At 47.4% G+C, this 17,805-nt stretch carries 17 protein-coding genes; 10 read left to right on the top strand and 7 right to left on the bottom strand.

The genetic code is table 11. The features are described 5' to 3' along the window. The 3 genes from B8880_RS09910 to hxpB all read left to right on the top strand — a co-directional run. On the top strand, positions 1–245 hold a 245-nt coding region (locus B8880_RS09910; RefSeq protein WP_143933433.1), incomplete at its 5' end, for a transposase. A gap of 132 nt (positions 246–377) precedes the next feature. Further along, a complete protein-coding gene (locus B8880_RS09905) occupies positions 378–1,235 on the top strand; it encodes a fructosamine kinase family protein (RefSeq protein WP_084257455.1) in 858 nt (285 codons plus the stop codon). Between the two features lie 20 nt (positions 1,236–1,255). Beyond that, complete coding sequence (hxpB, locus tag B8880_RS09900; protein ID WP_084257454.1) at positions 1,256–1,915, top strand: hexitol phosphatase HxpB; 660 nt, start codon at positions 1,256–1,258, stop codon at positions 1,913–1,915. A 5-nt stretch (positions 1,916–1,920) separates the two neighbouring features. Here the strand turns inward: hxpB and B8880_RS09895 are convergent, their stop codons facing one another. Continuing rightward, positions 1,921–2,847 (bottom strand): LysR family transcriptional regulator, encoded by a 927-nt coding sequence (locus B8880_RS09895; RefSeq protein WP_084257453.1) that lies wholly within the window; start codon positions 2,845–2,847, stop codon positions 1,921–1,923. A gap of 131 nt (positions 2,848–2,978) precedes the next feature. Here B8880_RS09895 and metE point away from each other — a divergent pair, with 131 nt between their 5' ends. From metE to lysC, 3 genes are all read left to right on the top strand, one after another. Then, complete coding sequence (gene metE / locus B8880_RS09890) at positions 2,979–5,243, top strand: 5-methyltetrahydropteroyltriglutamate--homocysteine S-methyltransferase (RefSeq protein WP_084257452.1); 2,265 nt, start codon at positions 2,979–2,981, stop codon at positions 5,241–5,243. 197 nt (positions 5,244–5,440) lie between these two features. Beyond that, a complete protein-coding gene (locus B8880_RS09885) occupies positions 5,441–6,433 on the top strand; it encodes a virulence RhuM family protein/type II toxin-antitoxin system death-on-curing family toxin (RefSeq protein WP_084257451.1) in 993 nt (330 codons plus the stop codon). Between the two features lie 46 nt (positions 6,434–6,479). Further along, positions 6,480–7,835, top strand: a complete 1,356-nt coding sequence (gene lysC / locus B8880_RS09880; protein WP_084257450.1) for a lysine-sensitive aspartokinase 3 — start codon at positions 6,480–6,482, stop codon at positions 7,833–7,835. An 83-nt stretch (positions 7,836–7,918) separates the two neighbouring features. Here lysC and B8880_RS09875 read toward each other — a convergent pair whose 3' ends face one another. Then, the gene (locus B8880_RS09875; RefSeq protein ID WP_084257449.1) at positions 7,919–8,923 is read right to left on the bottom strand and encodes an LLM class flavin-dependent oxidoreductase; all 1,005 of its coding nucleotides are present in this window, start codon (positions 8,921–8,923) and stop codon (positions 7,919–7,921) included. A gap of 166 nt (positions 8,924–9,089) precedes the next feature. On the opposite strand from B8880_RS09875, the gene B8880_RS09870 reads away from it, so the two are divergent. After that, positions 9,090–10,397, top strand: coding sequence for an L-cysteine desulfidase family protein (locus tag B8880_RS09870; protein ID WP_084257448.1), 1,308 nt, complete (start codon positions 9,090–9,092; stop codon positions 10,395–10,397). A gap of 5 nt (positions 10,398–10,402) precedes the next feature. Here the strand turns inward: B8880_RS09870 and B8880_RS09865 are convergent, their stop codons facing one another. After that, a complete protein-coding gene (locus B8880_RS09865) occupies positions 10,403–12,019 on the bottom strand; it encodes a DUF2813 domain-containing protein (RefSeq protein WP_084257447.1) in 1,617 nt (538 codons plus the stop codon). A gap of 150 nt (positions 12,020–12,169) precedes the next feature. On the opposite strand from B8880_RS09865, the gene B8880_RS09860 reads away from it, so the two are divergent. Continuing rightward, the gene (locus B8880_RS09860; protein WP_084257446.1) at positions 12,170–13,078 is read left to right on the top strand and encodes a LysO family transporter; all 909 of its coding nucleotides are present in this window, start codon (positions 12,170–12,172) and stop codon (positions 13,076–13,078) included. Positions 13,079–13,257: 179 nt separating this feature from the next. Here the strand turns inward: B8880_RS09860 and B8880_RS09855 are convergent, their stop codons facing one another. The 4 genes from B8880_RS09855 to B8880_RS09840 form a co-directional block, all read right to left on the bottom strand. Then, on the bottom strand, positions 13,258–13,518 hold the full coding sequence (locus tag B8880_RS09855; protein ID WP_084257445.1) for a chaperone modulator CbpM: 261 nt from the start codon (positions 13,516–13,518) through the stop codon (positions 13,258–13,260). Between the two features lie 12 nt (positions 13,519–13,530). Continuing rightward, positions 13,531–14,490 carry a DnaJ C-terminal domain-containing protein gene (locus B8880_RS09850; RefSeq protein WP_084257444.1) on the bottom strand — a complete coding sequence of 320 codons (960 nt, stop codon included), beginning with the start codon at positions 14,488–14,490 and terminating at the stop codon, positions 13,531–13,533. Positions 14,491–14,680: 190 nt separating this feature from the next. Continuing rightward, positions 14,681–14,905: a BRO-N domain-containing protein gene (locus B8880_RS09845; RefSeq protein ID WP_244165631.1), complete on the bottom strand. Its 225-nt coding sequence runs from the start codon at positions 14,903–14,905 to the stop codon at positions 14,681–14,683. Positions 14,906–15,145: 240 nt separating this feature from the next. Continuing rightward, positions 15,146–16,147, bottom strand: coding sequence for a porin (locus B8880_RS09840; RefSeq protein WP_084257443.1), 1,002 nt, complete (start codon positions 16,145–16,147; stop codon positions 15,146–15,148). A gap of 813 nt (positions 16,148–16,960) precedes the next feature. Between B8880_RS09840 and priC the strand changes: the two genes are divergently transcribed. Further along, on the top strand, positions 16,961–17,587 hold the full coding sequence (priC, locus tag B8880_RS09835) for a primosomal replication protein (protein WP_084257442.1): 627 nt from the start codon (positions 16,961–16,963) through the stop codon (positions 17,585–17,587). Positions 17,588–17,600: 13 nt separating this feature from the next. Then, the coding region (locus B8880_RS09830) for a helix-turn-helix domain-containing protein (protein ID WP_084257441.1) at positions 17,601–17,805 on the top strand (205 nt) is incomplete at its 3' end.

The raw sequence follows: 17,805 nt of genomic DNA, 5'->3' as shown, positions 1-17,805 counted from the left end.
CGCACAGTATTCGCGGTCATTGGGAAGTGGAGAATAAGGCGCACTGGGTGCTGGATATGGTCTATCGGGAAGATGATTGTGTGATAAGCAAGGATGACGGCGCGGAGAATATGGCGATATTGCGCCGTTTTGCGTTGAATTTATCGCGGCTTCACCCGGCTAAAATGAGTATGCGGATGAAGCTGAAAGCAGCGGGTTGGTCAGATGAATTCAGGTCAGAGCTGATGTTTGGTGTTGTTGGTTGATTATTAGACAAAGTGCGCGGTTGCCCTGATATTTTGTCCAAACCCTTAAAGTTTGACCCGAATCACAGTAAAATCAAACTGTTCCGTTTAAGATAGCATAGAGCAATCGTCAACTTTATAGGGAGTAAAATTATGTGGAAAGCAATTTCGCAGCTTTTGGCTGAACAATTCGGTTCTTACTACACAATTAAATCGAAAACCCCTGTAGAGGGCGGGGAAATGCACCAAGCCTGGCTTATCGACGACGGCAATATTCCGGTGTTTGTGAAAATCAACGATAAATCCTACCGTTCGCTGTTTCGCACCGAAGCCGATCAGTTGGAGCTGCTGGCAAAGAGCGGTACGGTGCGCGTGCCACGGGTTTATGGCATCGGTTGTGCCGAGAATGTCAGCTTTATTTTGCTGGAGTCGCTCATGCTGGCGCCGCTGCCAAATGAAAAAATGGCGGAGTTGGGCGCACAATTGGCCGCCTTGCATACCCACGGCAGCAATCAGGAATACGGTTTTGATTATGATACTTGGCTCGGACCGGTCTATCAGCCAAATTCCTGGTCAAAAAACTGGTCAACGTTTTTCAGCGAAAACCGTATCGGCTGGCAACTGCAATTATGCAAAGAAAAAGGGATCCAATTCGGGCAATTTGAAGATATTATCTCGGCCGTCAGTTTTCATTTGGCGAAGTACCAACCCGTACCGGCATTATTGCACGGCGCGTTTTATCACAAAAACATCGCAATAAGTGACAACGAGATTGTCCTGTTCGACCCTTCCTGTTACTGGGGTGATGCCGAATGTGACCTGGCGCTGGCAGAACTGTTTTCGCCGCTGCCGACCGAATTTTACCAAGCCTATAACGGCATCAACCCGATCGACAAAGGCTATCAGCAACGCAAAACCATCTATCAGCTCTATTACCTGCTCAATTTCAGCCATCGTTTCGGCGGTGATTATATCGAGCGGGCGGCAAATGTCATTGAATTACTGGATTAGAAAAAAGAAGAAAGAAAAATATGGGCATAAGTGCGGTTATTTTTGATATGGACGGCATCTTGATTGATTCCGAACCGTTATGGCAGCAAGCCGGCGTGGATTATTTCAACCAAATCGGCTTGCCCGTCAGCATGGCAGATATGCAGCCGATGACCGGCGTCCCCTCTGACGAAGTGGTGCGTCGTTTCTATCGGCAATACGGCGCGGCCGCCTTGAGTGTGGAAACGGCTACCGAACAGTATCACCACACGGCAACCGAGCTGATTTTACAGCGCAAGCCGCTGTTTGACGGCGTAAAACCGTTATTAGCCCGTTTGGCGCAACGCAATATCAAAATGGCGGTGGCTTCCGCTTCGCCACACGCTTTATTGCAGCAAATCACCGAAAAGTGCGGTATCCGCCACTATTTTTCTGCGCTTGTTTCTGCCGCCGATATGCCCTACAGCAAGCCGAATCCGGCGGTTTATCTGTGTGCAGCGCAGCAATTGGGCGTCGAACCGCACTTTGCGCTTGGGATTGAAGATTCCGTTACCGGCATGACGGCGGTGAAAGCAGCTGCCATGCGGTGTATCGTTATTCCTTCCGTGGCGGAAAAGGACGATCCGCGCTGGGCGTTGGCGGATTACAAATTGGATTCATTAGATCACATCGACGATCATTTTTTGAACCGCTTGTTTTAAACCGCCTAATCCAGCACCGATAAACCCGGCAAGGTAGAGAAACTTTGTGATTTCACCGTGTGGTAAAAATCCTGCACATAGGCCTTATTGACATCATTTTCACGCACGGCGGCATAAAGCTCGCTTTGCAAACCTTTTTCGGTGATCTTGCGCGCCACCACATAACCGCGCTCCAAATACGGCAGCACCGCCCAATACGGCAACGCCGCCACACCGCGTTTGCTGGCGACCAACTGAATAATCGCAATGGTCAATTCACTGGTGCGCCGTGCCGGATTAATGCCCTGCGGATACAGCACTTTTCGCAGCAGATCCAACATATCGTCCGGCACGGGATAGGTGATCAAGGTTTCAGCGGCGAAATCCTCCGCCTGCCAAATCTCTTTCGCCGCCAAAGGGTGATCTTTCGAACAGATTCCCACCATTTCATAACCAAAAAGCGGTTGATGAACAATACCGGCGGTCTCTTCCACTTCCGAGACAATCGCCCAATCGGCACGGTGGGTCAATAGTAACCCCAACGTATCGGTGTGGAAACCGGATACGATATCCAGTTCAACCAACGGCCAGTTTTGACGGAACGAATCCATCGCCGGCATCAGCCAGTCAAAACAGGTGTGGCACTCCACCGCAATCCGCAACTGCCCGGCGTCGCCCTCTTTTACCCGAATCAAATCCAACTCGGCTTCAATCACTTTCGGCAGAATATCCTGCGCCAGCTTGATCAGACGCTCCCCTGCGGCAGTAAAATGCAGCGGTTGGGTTTTGCGTTCAAACAGGGTTAAACCGTATTGATCTTCCAACAGCTTGATTTGATGGGAAAGTGCGGATTGGGTCAGGTAAATCCGTTTCGCCGCCAGCGATACGCTGCCGGTTTCTTTCAGTGCAATCAACGTTTTTAAATGACGGAGTTCTAAAAATATCGGCTTCATTAAAATTATTCATCATCTTTGTGAAAATTATTAAGTTGCATAATACACCAAAATCCATCATTCTGCATCACAGATAGCCATTTAGACGGCTATTTAAAAATTAAATTGATTGAACCATTGGGAGAAACAAGATGACCACATTTCATTTATCAGGCTTTCCGCGCGTAGGCGCAAAACGCGAATTAAAATTTGCTCAAGAACGCTATTGGCGCAAAGAGTTGGCAGAACAAGATTTATTAGACATTGCCAAAGCCCTGCGCGAAAAAAACTGGAAGCACCAAGCCGCCGCCAATGCCGATTATGTTGCCGTCGCCGATTTCACTTTTTATGATCATATTTTGGATCTGCAAGTGGCGACCGGCGCAATTCCGGCACGTTTCGGCTTCGACAGCAGCAACCTGAGCTTAGATCAATTCTTCCAATTAGCCCGTGGCAACGCCGATCAGCACGCAATCGAAATGACCAAATGGTTCGACACCAACTATCACTATCTCGTGCCTGAATTCCATAAAAACACCGAATTCAACGCCAATCCTGCACACTATGTGCAACAACTGCAAGAAGCGCAAGCGTTGGGCTTAAAAGCCAAACCGACCGTTGTCGGTCCGATTACTTTTTTGTGGTTAGGCAAAGAAAAAGGCAAAGAAGCGTTTAACCGTTTGGATTTGTTAGACAAACTCTTACCGGTTTATGAAGCAATCCTGACCGCACTTGTGCAAGCCGGTGCAGAATGGATTCAAATTGACGAACCGGCGTTAACCGTTGATCTGCCGGCGGAGTGGATTGCGGCATTCAAACCGACTTATGAACGCTTGGCAAAAGTACAGGCAAAACTGTTATTAGCCACCTATTTCGGCTCGGTTGCCGAACACGCTGACTTACTGAAAGGCTTACCGGTTGACGGTTTGCACCTTGACTTAGTGCGTGCGCCGCAACAAATCAGCGCTTTTGCCGATTACGATAACGTGCTATCTGTCGGCGTGATCGACGGACGTAATATCTGGCGTGCCAATCTGAACAGCGTTTTGGACCTGGTCGAACCGTTAAAAGCCAAATTGGGCGAAAAATTGTGGATTGCGCCAAGCTGTTCTTTATTGCACACCCCGTTTGATTTGGAAGTGGAAACCCAGCTGGATAAGGATCTCTACTCTTGGTTGGCGTTCAGTCTGCAAAAAATTCAAGAATTAAACATATTGAAACAAGCGTTAACCAACGGACGGGACAGCGTGAAAGCCGAGCTTGCCGCCAGCCAAGCCGCCGCCGATGCGCGTGCTGCCTCTAAAGTGATTCACCGCCCTGAAGTCGCCGCCCGTTTGGCTGCGCTGCCTGCCAATGCCGATCAACGTCAATCGCCGTTTGCCGAGCGGATTAAGCTACAGCAAGACTGGTTGAAACTGCCGTTATTACCGACCACCAACATCGGTTCGTTCCCGCAAACCAGCGAAATCCGTCATGCGCGTGCCAGCTTCAAAAAAGGGGCGATTTCAGCCACCGAATATGAAGCCGCGATGAAAAAAGAGATCGCTTATGTGGTCGAACAACAAGAGAAACTCGATCTGGACGTGTTGGTGCACGGCGAAGCGGAACGTAACGACATGGTGGAATACTTCGGCGAATTGCTGGACGGTTTTGCCTTCACCAAATTCGGTTGGGTACAAAGCTACGGCAGCCGTTGTGTGAAACCGCCGGTGATTTTCGGCGATGTGGTACGTCCAAATCCAATGACCGTTTCATGGTCAACTTATGCACAAAGCCTGACCCAAAAGCCGATGAAAGGCATGTTGACCGGTCCGGTGACGATTCTGCAATGGTCTTTCGTGCGCAACGACATCGAGCGCTCGACCGTGTGCAAACAAATCGCATTGGCGTTAAACGATGAAGTGTTGGATCTGGAAAAAGCCGGCATCAAGATTATCCAAATCGACGAGCCGGCAATCCGTGAAGGTTTACCGTTGAAACGTGCCGACTGGAATAATTACTTAGATTGGGCGTGCGAATCGTTCCGTCTCTCCTCTTTCGGCGCGGAAGACTCGACCCAAATCCACACCCATATGTGTTATTCCGAATTCAACGACATTCTGCCGGCGATTGCAGGCATGGACGCCGATGTGATCACCATCGAAACCTCCCGTTCCGATATGGAATTGCTGACCGCCTTCGGCGATTTCAAATACCCGAACGACATCGGACCGGGCGTTTACGATATCCACAGCCCACGCGTGCCGACCGCAGCGGAGATCGAGCATTTGTTACGCAAAGCGTTAGACGTAATCCCTGCCGAGCGCTTGTGGGTCAATCCGGATTGCGGCTTGAAAACTCGCGCTTGGCCAGAAACCAACGCCGCGTTGGAAGTGATGGTCAACGTCACCAAAAAACTGCGTGCCGAGTTAAACTAAAACACAGCTAAACCGCACTTTGCGTTTAAAACACAAAGTGCGGTCTGAATCAATGTTAACATCAACCACCAAGCGTTAAACACTTGGTGGTTTTTTAATGAATTGGATTTCAGATCGCAAAATGCGTATGATTTTCTGCTACAGTGCTTCATATTTGGATAATCTAAGCACAATATCCAAACCACAGGTCCAAGAAAATGAATAATAATCCGATTGAAATTTACCAGACCCAAGACGGGCAAACCCAAGTCGAAGTGCGGTTTGAGCAGGAAACCGTATGGCTTTCGCAGGCGCAGATGGCGGAATTATTTACTAAAGATATACGCACTGTTAGTGAACACATTAATAATGTATTCAGCGAATCTGAACTGGACAAAGAATCAACTATCCGGAAATTCCGGATAGTTCGCCAAGAAGGAAAACGTACCGTTAATCGTGAGATTGAACATTACAATCTTGATATGATTATCTCTATCGGATATCGAGTAAAATCCTCACAAGGTGTTGCTTTTCGTCGCTGGGCAACCCAACGCCTGAAAGACTATTTATTGAAAGGCTATACGATTAACCAAATGCGGTTACAACAAAATGCGGCTGAATTGGAACAAGCCCTTGCGCTGATTCAAAAAACCGCTAATTCGGCAGAACTCACGCTCGATAGCGGGCGCGGTTTGGTCGATATAGTCAGTCGTTATACACAAACCTTTTTATGGCTACAACAATATGACGAAGGCTTATTGCAAGAACCGAAAGGCAATAGCGGTGGAATTTTACCAACCGCAAATGAAGCGCGACAATCACTACAACGGTTAAAACAGGAGCTGATCAGTAAAGGCGAAGCAACGGATTTGTTTGCGCGTGAACGCGAAGACGGCTTAGCCGCCATTTTAGGTAATCTGGAGCAAACCGTTTTTGGCGAAGCAGCATACCCAAGCATTGAAAGCAAAGCTGCGCATTTATTATACTTTGTTATCAAAAATCACCCGTTTTTTGACGGCAATAAACGCAGCGGGGCGTTTTTATTTGTAGATTTTTTACATAAAAATGGCAAACTAATAAAGCAAGACGGACAGCCCGTAATCAATGACACCGGACTGGCGGCATTGGCGTTGTTGGTGGCGGAATCCGCGCCAGCGCAAAAAGACACCTTAATCCGTCTGATCATGCACATGTTGCAGCAAAACGATTAAAAATAAAAACGGTTATTTTATACTCTCAAATACAGGAACTAAAACTATGTCACATCTCTCCGTTGCTAAATTCGGCGGCACCAGTGTCGCCAACTTCCCTGCGATGAGCGCATGCGCCAAAATCGTGATTGCCGATCCGAACACCCGTGTGGTGGTGCTTTCTGCCTCGGCAGGCGTGACCAATATTTTGGTGGCACTTGCCAATGGCTGCGAAACCGAACAACGCACCAAGTATCTGGACGAATTGCGCACGATTCAATACAACATTTTAGATGAACTGAAAAACAATAAGGTGATTAGCGAAGAGATTGATCGCTTGCTTGCCAATGTCGCTTCTCTCTCAGAAGCCGCCAGTTTGGCGACTTCCCCCGCCTTGACCGACGAATTGATCAGCCACGGCGAAATGATGTCCACCTTGATTTTTGTGGAAGTGCTGCGTGAACTGCAAACCAACGCCACTTGGATCGATGTGCGCCAACTGGTCGCCACCAACAGCAATTACGGCAAAGCAGCGCCGGACGATGCCAAAACGCAAAAAAATTGCGACAATATCTTAAAACCGCTGATTAATCGCGGCGAGCTGGTGATCACGCAAGGCTTTATCGGGCGTGACGAAAAAGGCAAAACCACCACTCTCGGACGCGGCGGCAGCGATTATTCTGCGGCGCTATTGGCGGAAGTCTTGGACGCAAAAGATGTGTTAATCTGGACGGACGTGCCGGGCATTTACACTACCGATCCACGCATTGTGCCGGCGGCGCAAAAAATTGACACCATGAGCTTTGCCGAAGCGGCGGAAATGGCGACTTTCGGTGCAAAAGTGCTGCATCCGGCGACGTTATTACCAGCAGTGCGCAGCAACATTCCGGTTTATGTCGGTTCAAGCAAAGCACCGGAAGCCGGCGGCACTTGGGTCACGCGCGATCCGCAACCGCGCCCGACTTTCCGTGCCATTGCGTTGCGCCGTGATCAAACCCTGTTAACCCTTTCCAGTTTGAGTATGTTACACGCGCAAGGCTTCTTGGCGAATGTGTTCAATATTTTGGCAAAACACAAAATTTCGGTGGACACCATTACCACATCGGAAGTCAGCATTGCGTTAACGCTCGACAAAACCGGCTCCGCCTCTTCCGGTGCCAATATGTTGTCGAACGAATTGCTGACCGAACTGAGCGAAGTCTGCAATGTGAAAGTGGATACCGCACTTTCGTTGGTTGCCTTGATCGGCAACGATCTGCACATCACCGCCGGCGTGGCAAAACGCTTGTTCGGCACGATTGAGCAGTATAACGTGCGTATGGTCAGCTACGGCGCAAGCACCAACAACATCTGCCTGTTGGTCCAAAGCCAGCACGCCGACGAAGTGGTGCGTTTGTTGCATGCGGAGTTATTTGAGCAATAATCATTAATAAGTTTGGGCGGATTGCATCCGCTCAAACTGCACTTTGCATTTTTCCATTGGGAATTAAATGCTTATACTGCACTTCAACACTGTTCGGCGATTTGCTTAAACAACCGATAGGAATTCAGTTGCTTTTCCTGATCATAAATGTAGGTCACTGCCATGATTTCATCGGCTTTAATGATGCGCTGTAATTCGTCCAACTGCTCGGCAACCGTGGCTTGGCTACCCAATAAGGTACAGGCTGTCATGCTGTCCAAAACCTGTTGCTCATGCGGTTCGATTTCCCCTGCGGCAATCGCTTTCGGCGGTTGCAATGGCAAACGGGTATTGCGTACCACATTCAGGAAAAAGCGCTGTTGCGAGGTTGCTAAAAAGTCCGCTTCTTCGTCCGTTTCCGCCGCAATCACATTCAGGCACAAAATAAAATACGGTTCAGCCAACACGCTAGACGGTTTGAACTGCTGGCGGTAAATCGCCACTGCACTTTCCAACATGCGCGGCGCAAAATGGGCGGCGAACACATACGGCAATCCCAATTCTGCGGCTAAATAGGCGCTCTCAGTGCTGGAGCCCAAAATATATAGCGGAATATGCGTGCCGATTCCCGGATAGGCTTTGACAAAACCTTGTTTATCCGCATCACCCAAATAACGCTGCAACGTGCGTACATCATCAGGAAAAGACAGTGCGCTTTCCATCACCGGATTACGCCGTAAGGCTTGCGCCGTGGCTTGATCGGTTCCCGGCGCACGCCCCAGCCCCAAATCGATCCGATTCGGATAGAGGGTTTCCAGCGTGCCGTACTGCTCCGCCACCATTAACGGGCTGTGGTTCGGCAACATCACCCCACCGGAACCGACTCGAATCTGCTGTGTGTGCTGTAGCAAATGGCTGATTAAAATCGAGGTCGCCGAACTGACCAAACCGGGCGTGTTGTGGTGTTCCGCCACCCAATAACGGCTATAGCCTAATTGCTCGGTCTGCTGTGCCAACCATGTCATCGCCTCAATTGCCTGACGGTTGTCAAAGCCGGCACGCACCGGTGCTAAATTCAATACTGAAACAGGAAGTCCTGTGTTATTCATGACATGCTCCTCATCTTGATGGATAATAAGTACCGATTATACACCTTTCTGATACAAGAGAAAAAATCTTAAAAAATCACATTTTAGACATTCGTTTCTTTATCTTATCGGCTAACCTGTTATGATATGCGCCGTTATTTTTCCTATTTTTCATTGGTAATAATTTATGCCGAAACTCAGCGAACTACTCCAAACCCAACTAGTTGACATCGTACGCAATGACGTTGTGCCTGCCTTGGGCTGCACTGAGCCGATTTCATTGGCATTGGCTTCGGCAGTGGCGGCAAAACATCTTGCCGCTAAACCGGAACGAATCGAAGCCAAGGTTTCACCTAACCTGATGAAAAACGGTTTGGGTGTTGCCGTGCCGGGTACGGGCATGGTTGGTTTGCCGATTGCGGCGGCGATTGGCGCGCTGGGCGGTGATCCTGACGGTAAATTAGAAGTGTTAAAGCAGATCACCGAACAACAAATCGCCGCGGCAAAACAGTTGTTAGCCGAGCAAAAAGTCACGGTCGGGATTAAAGAAACCGAGCAGATTCTCTATTCCGAAGCCACGCTGTTTTGCGGTGACGATTGGGTCAAAGTCTGCATTCAGGACAACCATACCAATGTGATTTCGATTGAAAAAAACGGTGAAATGATCTACCAAAACGCCGGACGGCAAGCCTGTACCAGTGAAAACGAATATACGATTTTCCAACAACTGAGCGCACAAGATCTGTTTGACTTTTCGATGGCCGTCGAGTTGGAAAAAATCACCTTTATTTTGCAAGCCGCCCGTTTGAATACCGCACTTTCGCAAGAGGGTTTAAGCAAAAACTACGGCTTGCATATCGGGCGCACCCTGCAAAAACACGTCGGCAGCGGTTTGATGTCCGACGATTTATTAAGCCGAGTGATTATCCAAACCACCGCCGCCTCCGATGCGCGCATGGGGGGCGCAACCCTGCCGGCGATGAGCAATTCCGGCTCCGGCAATCAAGGCATTGCCGCCACTATGCCGGTGGTAGTGGTCGCCGATTACCTCAACGCCGATGAAGCAAAACTGACCCGCGCGCTGTTTTTATCGCACTTAATGGCGATTTTTATCCACAGCAAACTGCCGAAGCTGTCCGCACTTTGCGCCGTCACCACCGCATCGATGGGCAGTTGTGCCGGTATAGCTTGGCTGCTGACCGGCAAATTTGAAACCGTCAGCATGGCGATTTGCAGCATGATCGGCGACATCAGCGGCATTATCTGCGACGGTGCCGCCAACAGTTGCGCGATGAAAGTCTCCACCAGCGTCTCCAGCGGTTATAAATCGGTGTTGATGGCAATGGATAACAGCCATGTCACCGGCGACGAAGGCATTGTCGAATATGATATTGACGCAACCATCAACAACCTATGCGCCATTGCGTCACGCAGCATGCTCTACACCGACAAACAGGTGATCGAAATTATGGTGAGCAAGCCGAAACGGGGATAACGCCTTTATCTGTCGCCCCGTTCCTGCTGTTTTGACAACTGCATGATCTTATAAAACATCTGTTTAAACAACAGCGGAATTGAATTCACGCCGCGTTTTTCCATTTCGTCGGACAACGCGATCGCCAAATCCGGTTTTGAAGCACGTTGAATCGCACGCTGAATAATTTTGCTCACCACCTGATTGCGCTGCGGCACATGATTTGCCAAACGGTAAAAGACATTTTCGAAGCCTTCGCTGTAAAAGAAATGTTCAATGTCTTTTTTCGGCAAGGTGAGCAGGCGGCTATACACCGATTCATTGGCTTCAATCATGTTTTTCACCGTATCGGAATATTTCCAGCCGGCATTGTCGCCGTCGGTCAGCACAAACCATTCGATCCCCATTTTTTTGCAATACTTGATCAACGGCCGCAATCCGCTTTGCGCAAATTCGATAATCCGAATCCCTTCCATTTCCAGATTGATATTCAACAAATGCGCCAGCTCGGTCAAAATCCACACTTCCGTTTCGCCTTCAACCATCACCCAAATCCGCGAAAACAGCGCCAAACTGCGGTTATAATGCACATGAAAACTCAGGCGGCGCATATCTTCCTTGCCTAAATCACGCCGTGCCAGTTGATAGGCTTTGGTTTGATTTTGATAACGCACCAAACGGCAAATGTGTTCCAAACGGACATAAGCCAGCAGCTCGACCGAATTGCTGGTGGTGATCCGTTGCAGCGGCAGATGGCTCGCCAACTCCCAACCGATCGCCACCATGCGCGGGTGCAGTCGGGTTTCCAAATCTTCAAACAGGATAATCGGACGGGTCTGTTTGCTGAATTTAATCCCCTTGCCGCGTTCAAACATCGACGAAAGATAATATAAAATCCGTTTTTTCAAACTGCCGTTTTCTTCCTGAAGCAAACGCTGGCACAGCGACTTCACCTGCCCCCACATTTTGCTAGTGTCATGCATTTGCCGCTGCCACAGCAGCCGATCCTGATTGTTCAAAAAATAATATTGCAGCAACAGCGCTACCGAGTGGATTTCCGCCTGCAGAATATCGCCCTCGCACTCTCCCTTGATACAAAACGGGCGAATCGTATGGTAATGCCGTTGCAAACGGGCGTCACGGAAGCGGAAAACCGGATGACGGGAAATAATCAGCGAGACCAGTTTCCGCGGATTGCGCAGGCTGATTTTATCGCCCTGTCCGTCCAGAAAGGAGTATTCGGTACTGGTTTTGCCGTCGTTCAATTCCCCGCTGACCCGCATATAAATTCGGGCATAACCGTCTTCATGATCAGAAAAGAGCGGTTGGTAAAAACGGCATTCTTGTCGATCACGTTCGCCGTGATAACTTTCACTGAAAGTAAACAGCACCATACAATGATGGTTGCGTTTCGGCACGGGATTGTCCGATGAGAGTTCCTGATACTCTTCCAGCGCAAGGTGGAAATCATTCGGCTTAAATTGATATAACCGCTTTTCGGGATTGAGAATCAAACTAAGGGCGTCCAGCAAACTGGATTTCCCCCATGAATTCTCACCGATCAGCACCATATTCGAGCGCAGCTGCAAAGATAAACGATTCAAACCTCTAAAACCAACCACATCAACTTGTTTTAAATACATATTGACCTCGTTTCTGGATTTTCTCGATTTGCATGACGGAATCGCCATATCAACCAAGTTCGAAAACAGCTTACTAAAAAAAGGCGGCTATTAATATGGTTAATGTCATATTTTTGGTTATAATCGCCACTTGACTGCAATGAGGTAATTATGATTGGTGGATTATTAATCGTTTTGGCGCCGATGTTTTTCGGTTATCTGATTAAAACGGCAAACAAACAGTGGTTAAATCGGATCAACAAAGCCGTGATGGCGCTGCTGTATCTGATTTTATTGATTATGGGCTTGTCATTGGGGCAAATGGACGATCTCGCCAACAAATTGCCGATCATTGCGCTGTCGGCACTCACCTTTATCGGTATGATTATGGGGCTGAATATTTTGTCACTGCTGATCTACGATAAACTTTCCCCACGTCCGCTACAGCACCACAGCGAAGCCATGCCGTCGCGCCTGCGCCTGATGTTGGATTCGTTATTGATGTCTTCGATGGTCTTACTCGGTTTTCTGATCGGCTTTTTCAGCAAAGGCTATCTGACGATTCCGCTCAACAGCAGCACCTATGTTTTGATCGCACTGATTTTTCTGATCGGGATTCAATTGCGCAATAACGGCATTGCACTACGCGAAGTGCTGTTCAACAAGCGCGGGATTTACACCGCGATTATCGTCACCGTCAGCGCCCTGTCAGGCGGTATGCTGGCGGCACTCATTCTCAATCTGCCGTTATCGCAAGGCTTGGCGATCGCCTCCGGCATCGGCTGGTATTCGCTATCCAGCGTGATGATCAACGATGCGTGGGGGCCGGTTTTCGGCAGTATCGCCTTTTTCAACGATCTGGCAAGGGAAATTCTCAGCCTGTTTTTAGTGCCGTTTTTTATGCAGAACCACCGCTCCACCGCCGTCGGGATCACCGGCGCAACCGCACTTGACTGCACCTTGCCGGTGATCCAGCGCTCCGGCGGTATTCAAGTCGTGCCGTTGGCGATCAGCTACGGTTTTATCATCAATATTTTAGTACCGGTTTTATTAGTATTTTTTATTAACTTGCCAATTTAAATCGCTAAAAATTCAAGTGCGGTTTTATCCACCGCACTTTATGCCTTTTAGACCACCGCCTGTTGTCATTCCGAAATCACAAAAAAACCGCTGGCAACAGCAGCGGTTTCCATTTATACAATGACGAATCAAACTCGGTTATTCACGCCTCTTCGCCCGACGCTATCCCGCTTTCAGTATCAGCCTTTGCGCAGCATTTCCAGCTCGTCTAATAGTTGTAAAATCAGGGCGGTAGCCGGTACGCTGGCTTCAAAATCACGGCTGATGCGGTGTGCACGGCGGATACGCGACAATTGAAAACCGCTGTAACTCGCCTGCTGCGGATTGCCTTGAATAGCAATAATCTCCTCTTCAATCACGCTGATCACCCATTCGGCATTGTTGTCGCACGCCCGTACGATTTCATCGAAAGTGAGCTGAATATCTTGTTCTTGAGTCATAATCGTTCTCCTCTAACGCTGGGCATAATGATCGGCTAACTGCTGCCAAGCGGCTTTATCCGCCTCGCTGTCGGCATTCGGTAGGACAATATTCAGCAACAGATATAAATCGCCGCTGTCCTTGTGTGGAATGCCTTTGCCTTTCAGGCGCAAACTTTGCCCGTTACGGCTGTTGGCAGGAATATTGATACTGAATTTGCCGGCAATGGTGTCCACCTCTATTTTACCGCCCAGCACCGCCGTCCACGCCATCACATCAATCCGTTGATACACGTCCTTACGCTGATCGACATACAGCCGTTCAGACTGATGAAAACGAATGTTGAGGTATAAATCGCCGTTATCGCCGCCGTTGAAACCCGGCAAGCCCTGCGCGCGCAAGCGGATTTGCTGCCCTTCGATAATGCCCTGCGGAATTTTGACATGCAAGGTTTTGCGCACATAGCTCATCTGCCCGTCGGCGGTTAAGGTCGGCATATCCAGCGTTAAGCTGCGTTCGCTGCCGTGATATGCGGCACGAATATCAATACTCAATTCCGCATGTTGATCCTCCCCTTTGATCGGCTCACTGAAACGGGAAGTGGAATGCCCACGCCGTCCTGCACTGCCGAATGCGGAAAAAATATCATCAAAGCGGAAATCTCCGCTGCCGAACGGCTGACCGTCGCCAAAATGGCTGCCGGAAAAATCATGGGATTCATAGCCATAACGACGGGGATCAAAATCAGCATGCTGATTCTGCTGCTCTGCTGCAAACGGATTTTCCAGCATGGCATCATATTCGGCACGCTTCTCCGTATCTTTCAATGTTTCATAAGCCACATTGATTTCACTGGTTTTTTCATCGGCATTCGCTTCAGTGCTGATATCAGGGTGATATTTGCGCACCAATTTACGGTAGGCTTTTTTGATCTCGTTCAGGCTGGCGTCTTTGCTAACCCCAAGCACCTCATAATAATTTTTACTTGCCATATCACACTCTCTTCAGCCCAAGCTGTTGGTTAATTGACCAAAATAGCATAGCGCTGTTTATTCCCCACCGCAAGCTGCACTTTTTACGCCGCTGCCTGTTGTGCGCCACCGCACTTTTCATTTTTACCGTTTCACTTTCTGTGCCGTGATGATGCAATAGTTATGGGCATTAATGGTTATCGTGCAGTCTTCAAGCGTAACGTACCGATGTTTTCATTTTCAAAGCGTGACAATTTGTCACGCTTTCGTTGCCTTCTTCCTTCAGTCGTTGTTTAAATTTCCTCCAATAGGCGGCTGGATTAAGACTCTCGGTCAATATCCCCACCACATCAACAACCGAAAAATGCCATTCTTCTTTTTCATTATCCCAAACGGATCTTATTTCTTTATTTTCATACAATTTTATCTCATTCACTTCACAACTCCTTTGCTCCCATCAATCCTATTGACGGCACCTAAACCGCACTTTGAGGAGAACATCTGCCAATTCCGAAAAACCTAGCGCAGTGATTATAAAAAATCACTGAACACTTTTCTAAAAACCGCAAAGGGATTAAACAGAATAAATTTGTGAATATGCCAGAATAAAAGAAATAGCATAAAAAAAGACCGAATATCTCGGTCTTTTTATTGTTAAAACATAGGGAGTTAACGATTAGAAGAATACACGCAAACCTACGCCAACATCACTGATATTTTCACCATTTTTAACTTTGTCATAGTGATATTCAACAAAGGTATAAACATTTTTATGTACTTTATAGTCTACGCCAACGATATAAGTATTAACTGCATCGTCACCTTTAGATTTACGTTTCCATTGTAAGTTCAATGCCGCAGGGTCAGAGAAGCGGTATTGCGCACCGGCCATGTGGTAAGTTTCTTTCGAATCTTTAGTGCCATTGACTGTATCGCGAGATTGACCGTAGTTATAACCGAAAGTCACTTGATCGATTACGAACTCAGCCGCTACACGCCAGCTATCACGTTTAGTTGTTTCAACAGTATCCCAGCGATCTTGAGTATAACCACTTCTGAAATTAAATTTCACGTCTTGAGACAAGTCACCACTATAGTACAATGCGGCACCATAACCGTTTTTATAGTTAGCTGCTTTTCCTAATGTAGTTTCATCTTTTACATCTTGACCGAAAATATAATCCAAACCGAAGCTGAAGCCACCAAAGCTGTCAGAAACGAATTTTACAGATTTATCAGCATAGTCAGTCAGGTTTACGTTACCGTCTTTATAGTTGATGAAGTTAGCTAATTGAATGGAATCACCATTGGTCAATTGACGACCAAAACTTAAAGTACCCACGCCATCTTGTTTTAAACCAGCCCACAATCTTTCAGCATTAACATCACCGAAAGAACTTCCGCTGTTTTGACCGCTTTTAGCGTTATTTTCTGGTCTGAAACGTAATTCAAGGGCTGCAATTGCACTTAAACCGTTGCCCAGATCTTGCGTACCTTTGAATTGCAAACGGGAGCCGTCATTATCCAAATCTGCACGTTTGTCAGTTACTTTGTTTAAAAGTACACGTAAAGAACCGCCTACTTCAACTTTAGAACCGTCTTGATCATAAACAACCGCTGCGTTTGCAGAAGTTGCGGCTACTGCTGCTACTGCTAAAGCTACTAGTGTCTTTTTCATAATAGTCTGCCTTTTTACTTAAGTTTAAAGTTAATTTATTTATGTTCGCTAGTGCATAAATAAACGGAACTTAGATTGAACTTTCACTCAACAGCGTTGTCCAACCCTGTTTTTAATTTCCGAGGTCATACTGACAGAATCCATTTTCCCTGTCAACCCTTCGCCCCTTTTCAGCGATAAAGATTTTTATCAATAAATTCAATTGGTTATGATAAACAAGCGCTCACCAATGAATACTTTATGTACATTTTTCATATTTTTTTGGAGCATTTTACTCAGAGTTTTGTATCAACAAAAAAACCATCACAATCATAACTATTTGTTTTAATTATTATTTATTTGAATCGCTCCATTTTTACAAAATCAAGCAAAACATGATTGACAAAGTTCAAACTTTTTATGTGACTGAGATCAAAGTTTTAACAGAAAGATGATTTATCCATTTTAGGGGCGCTATTTTGGAGAGAAATGGTTTAAAAAACCGCTATTTTGCGAAGCCCCATGCAAACATACCATTATCTGCACAATCGCCACCGAATTATGTTAGACTCTGTATCGGTGTTTATGACCAAAAATCAACTATACTAAAAATAAAGCTAGGCAAAGTGCGGTTCGGGCAGATAGTTATGGTGCAACCGTGCACGGAAATAGCTGTCAGCCTTGCACGGCTGCACCGTACACGGTTACGCATAGGTCAGCCGCTTTGCGGCTGTAACACCAAGCAATTGTTAAGATTTAAATTTTAACGTTGGCGGCAATCGAGGACAGATTTACTTTTACAATACCGATCGCAATATTTTAACGTGTGACATTATGCAAAAAAAATCCGGTTTATCATTCACTCAACATGCGTTATTGGAAAAAATCAGCGCCTATTTTCAGGCGCTATCGGTGCATAATCACAAGCCGATTTATGCCAAACTGGATCGTCGGCTTTTTTCGCCCGACAATGAAACCATTGCCGACTGTCTGGCGCAAGCCCAAACCACATTGCAGACCCTGCGCCAACTTCGCGATGATCAACAAGCGGAATTTTATGCGGAAAAACTGGTCGCACAATATCATGCGCTACTAGAATTAAGCACCGCAAACCGCGCTTCTCAGCGCCCCGCCCCTGCTCCCAAGCCGTCTGCTGCCCCAAAACACAGCGTGCACGCCCTGCCACCGGCAGAACGCTTGGAAAAATACTATGAATTTTTAACCCGTTTAAACGATCTGATTGCCGAACAAGCCGAACAGTTGTTAACTTGCCCGACAAACGATAAGCCGCTGCTATTGCAAAAAATCGCCGCCAGCGAACAACGCAAACAGCGCTGCCAAGACGCGATTGATCATTTAGAAGAATATTTGGCTTTTGTTGCGGAACGGGAGAAAAAAGAAAGTGCGGTTTGGAATGATGATCTGCACCCCAAAAGTTGGACTCCAAAACCAACGAACTAAGGTGCAGATTTTTATGACTAAATATACCCAAGCATTTAAACAACACGTCGTTGAATATTACCTTCAACAGCCCCAATCTATCAGTAACACATCACGCGTTTTTCAAACACCGGAAAGCTGTATCCGCCGATGGGTTTTACAATACAGGCATTCCGGCTTAAATGGTCTGGCCGTGTTGCATATTACGCAAAAATATACATTGCAAGACAAGCTCAACG

It is taken from the genome of Pasteurella testudinis DSM 23072, from assembly GCF_900176075.1.
Taxonomy (GTDB): domain Bacteria; phylum Pseudomonadota; class Gammaproteobacteria; order Enterobacterales; family Pasteurellaceae; genus Chelonobacter; species Chelonobacter testudinis.
Note: the sequence above shows the minus strand (reverse complement) of the source record. Positions and strands in the feature narration are given on the sequence as shown.

Bases quoted from the DNA above. Each gene is read 5' to 3' on its own strand.
- B8880_RS09905 (WP_084257455.1), top strand. From the start codon at position 378: ATGTGGAAAGCAATTTCGCAGCTTTTGGCTGAACAATTCGGTTCTTAC.
- hxpB (WP_084257454.1), top strand. From the start codon at position 1,256: ATGGGCATAAGTGCGGTTATTTTTGATATGGACGGCATCTTGATTGAT.
- B8880_RS09895 (WP_084257453.1), bottom strand. From the start codon at position 2,847: ATGAAGCCGATATTTTTAGAACTCCGTCATTTAAAAACGTTGATTGCA.
- metE (WP_084257452.1), top strand. From the start codon at position 2,979: ATGACCACATTTCATTTATCAGGCTTTCCGCGCGTAGGCGCAAAACGC.
- B8880_RS09885 (WP_084257451.1), top strand. From the start codon at position 5,441: ATGAATAATAATCCGATTGAAATTTACCAGACCCAAGACGGGCAAACC.
- lysC (WP_084257450.1), top strand. From the start codon at position 6,480: ATGTCACATCTCTCCGTTGCTAAATTCGGCGGCACCAGTGTCGCCAAC.
- B8880_RS09875 (WP_084257449.1), bottom strand. From the start codon at position 8,923: ATGAATAACACAGGACTTCCTGTTTCAGTATTGAATTTAGCACCGGTG.
- B8880_RS09870 (WP_084257448.1), top strand. From the start codon at position 9,090: ATGCCGAAACTCAGCGAACTACTCCAAACCCAACTAGTTGACATCGTA.
- B8880_RS09865 (WP_084257447.1), bottom strand. From the start codon at position 12,019: ATGTATTTAAAACAAGTTGATGTGGTTGGTTTTAGAGGTTTGAATCGT.
- B8880_RS09860 (WP_084257446.1), top strand. From the start codon at position 12,170: ATGATTGGTGGATTATTAATCGTTTTGGCGCCGATGTTTTTCGGTTAT.
- B8880_RS09855 (WP_084257445.1), bottom strand. From the start codon at position 13,518: ATGACTCAAGAACAAGATATTCAGCTCACTTTCGATGAAATCGTACGG.
- B8880_RS09850 (WP_084257444.1), bottom strand. From the start codon at position 14,490: ATGGCAAGTAAAAATTATTATGAGGTGCTTGGGGTTAGCAAAGACGCC.
- B8880_RS09840 (WP_084257443.1), bottom strand. From the start codon at position 16,147: ATGAAAAAGACACTAGTAGCTTTAGCAGTAGCAGCAGTAGCCGCAACT.
- priC (WP_084257442.1), top strand. From the start codon at position 16,961: ATGCAAAAAAAATCCGGTTTATCATTCACTCAACATGCGTTATTGGAA.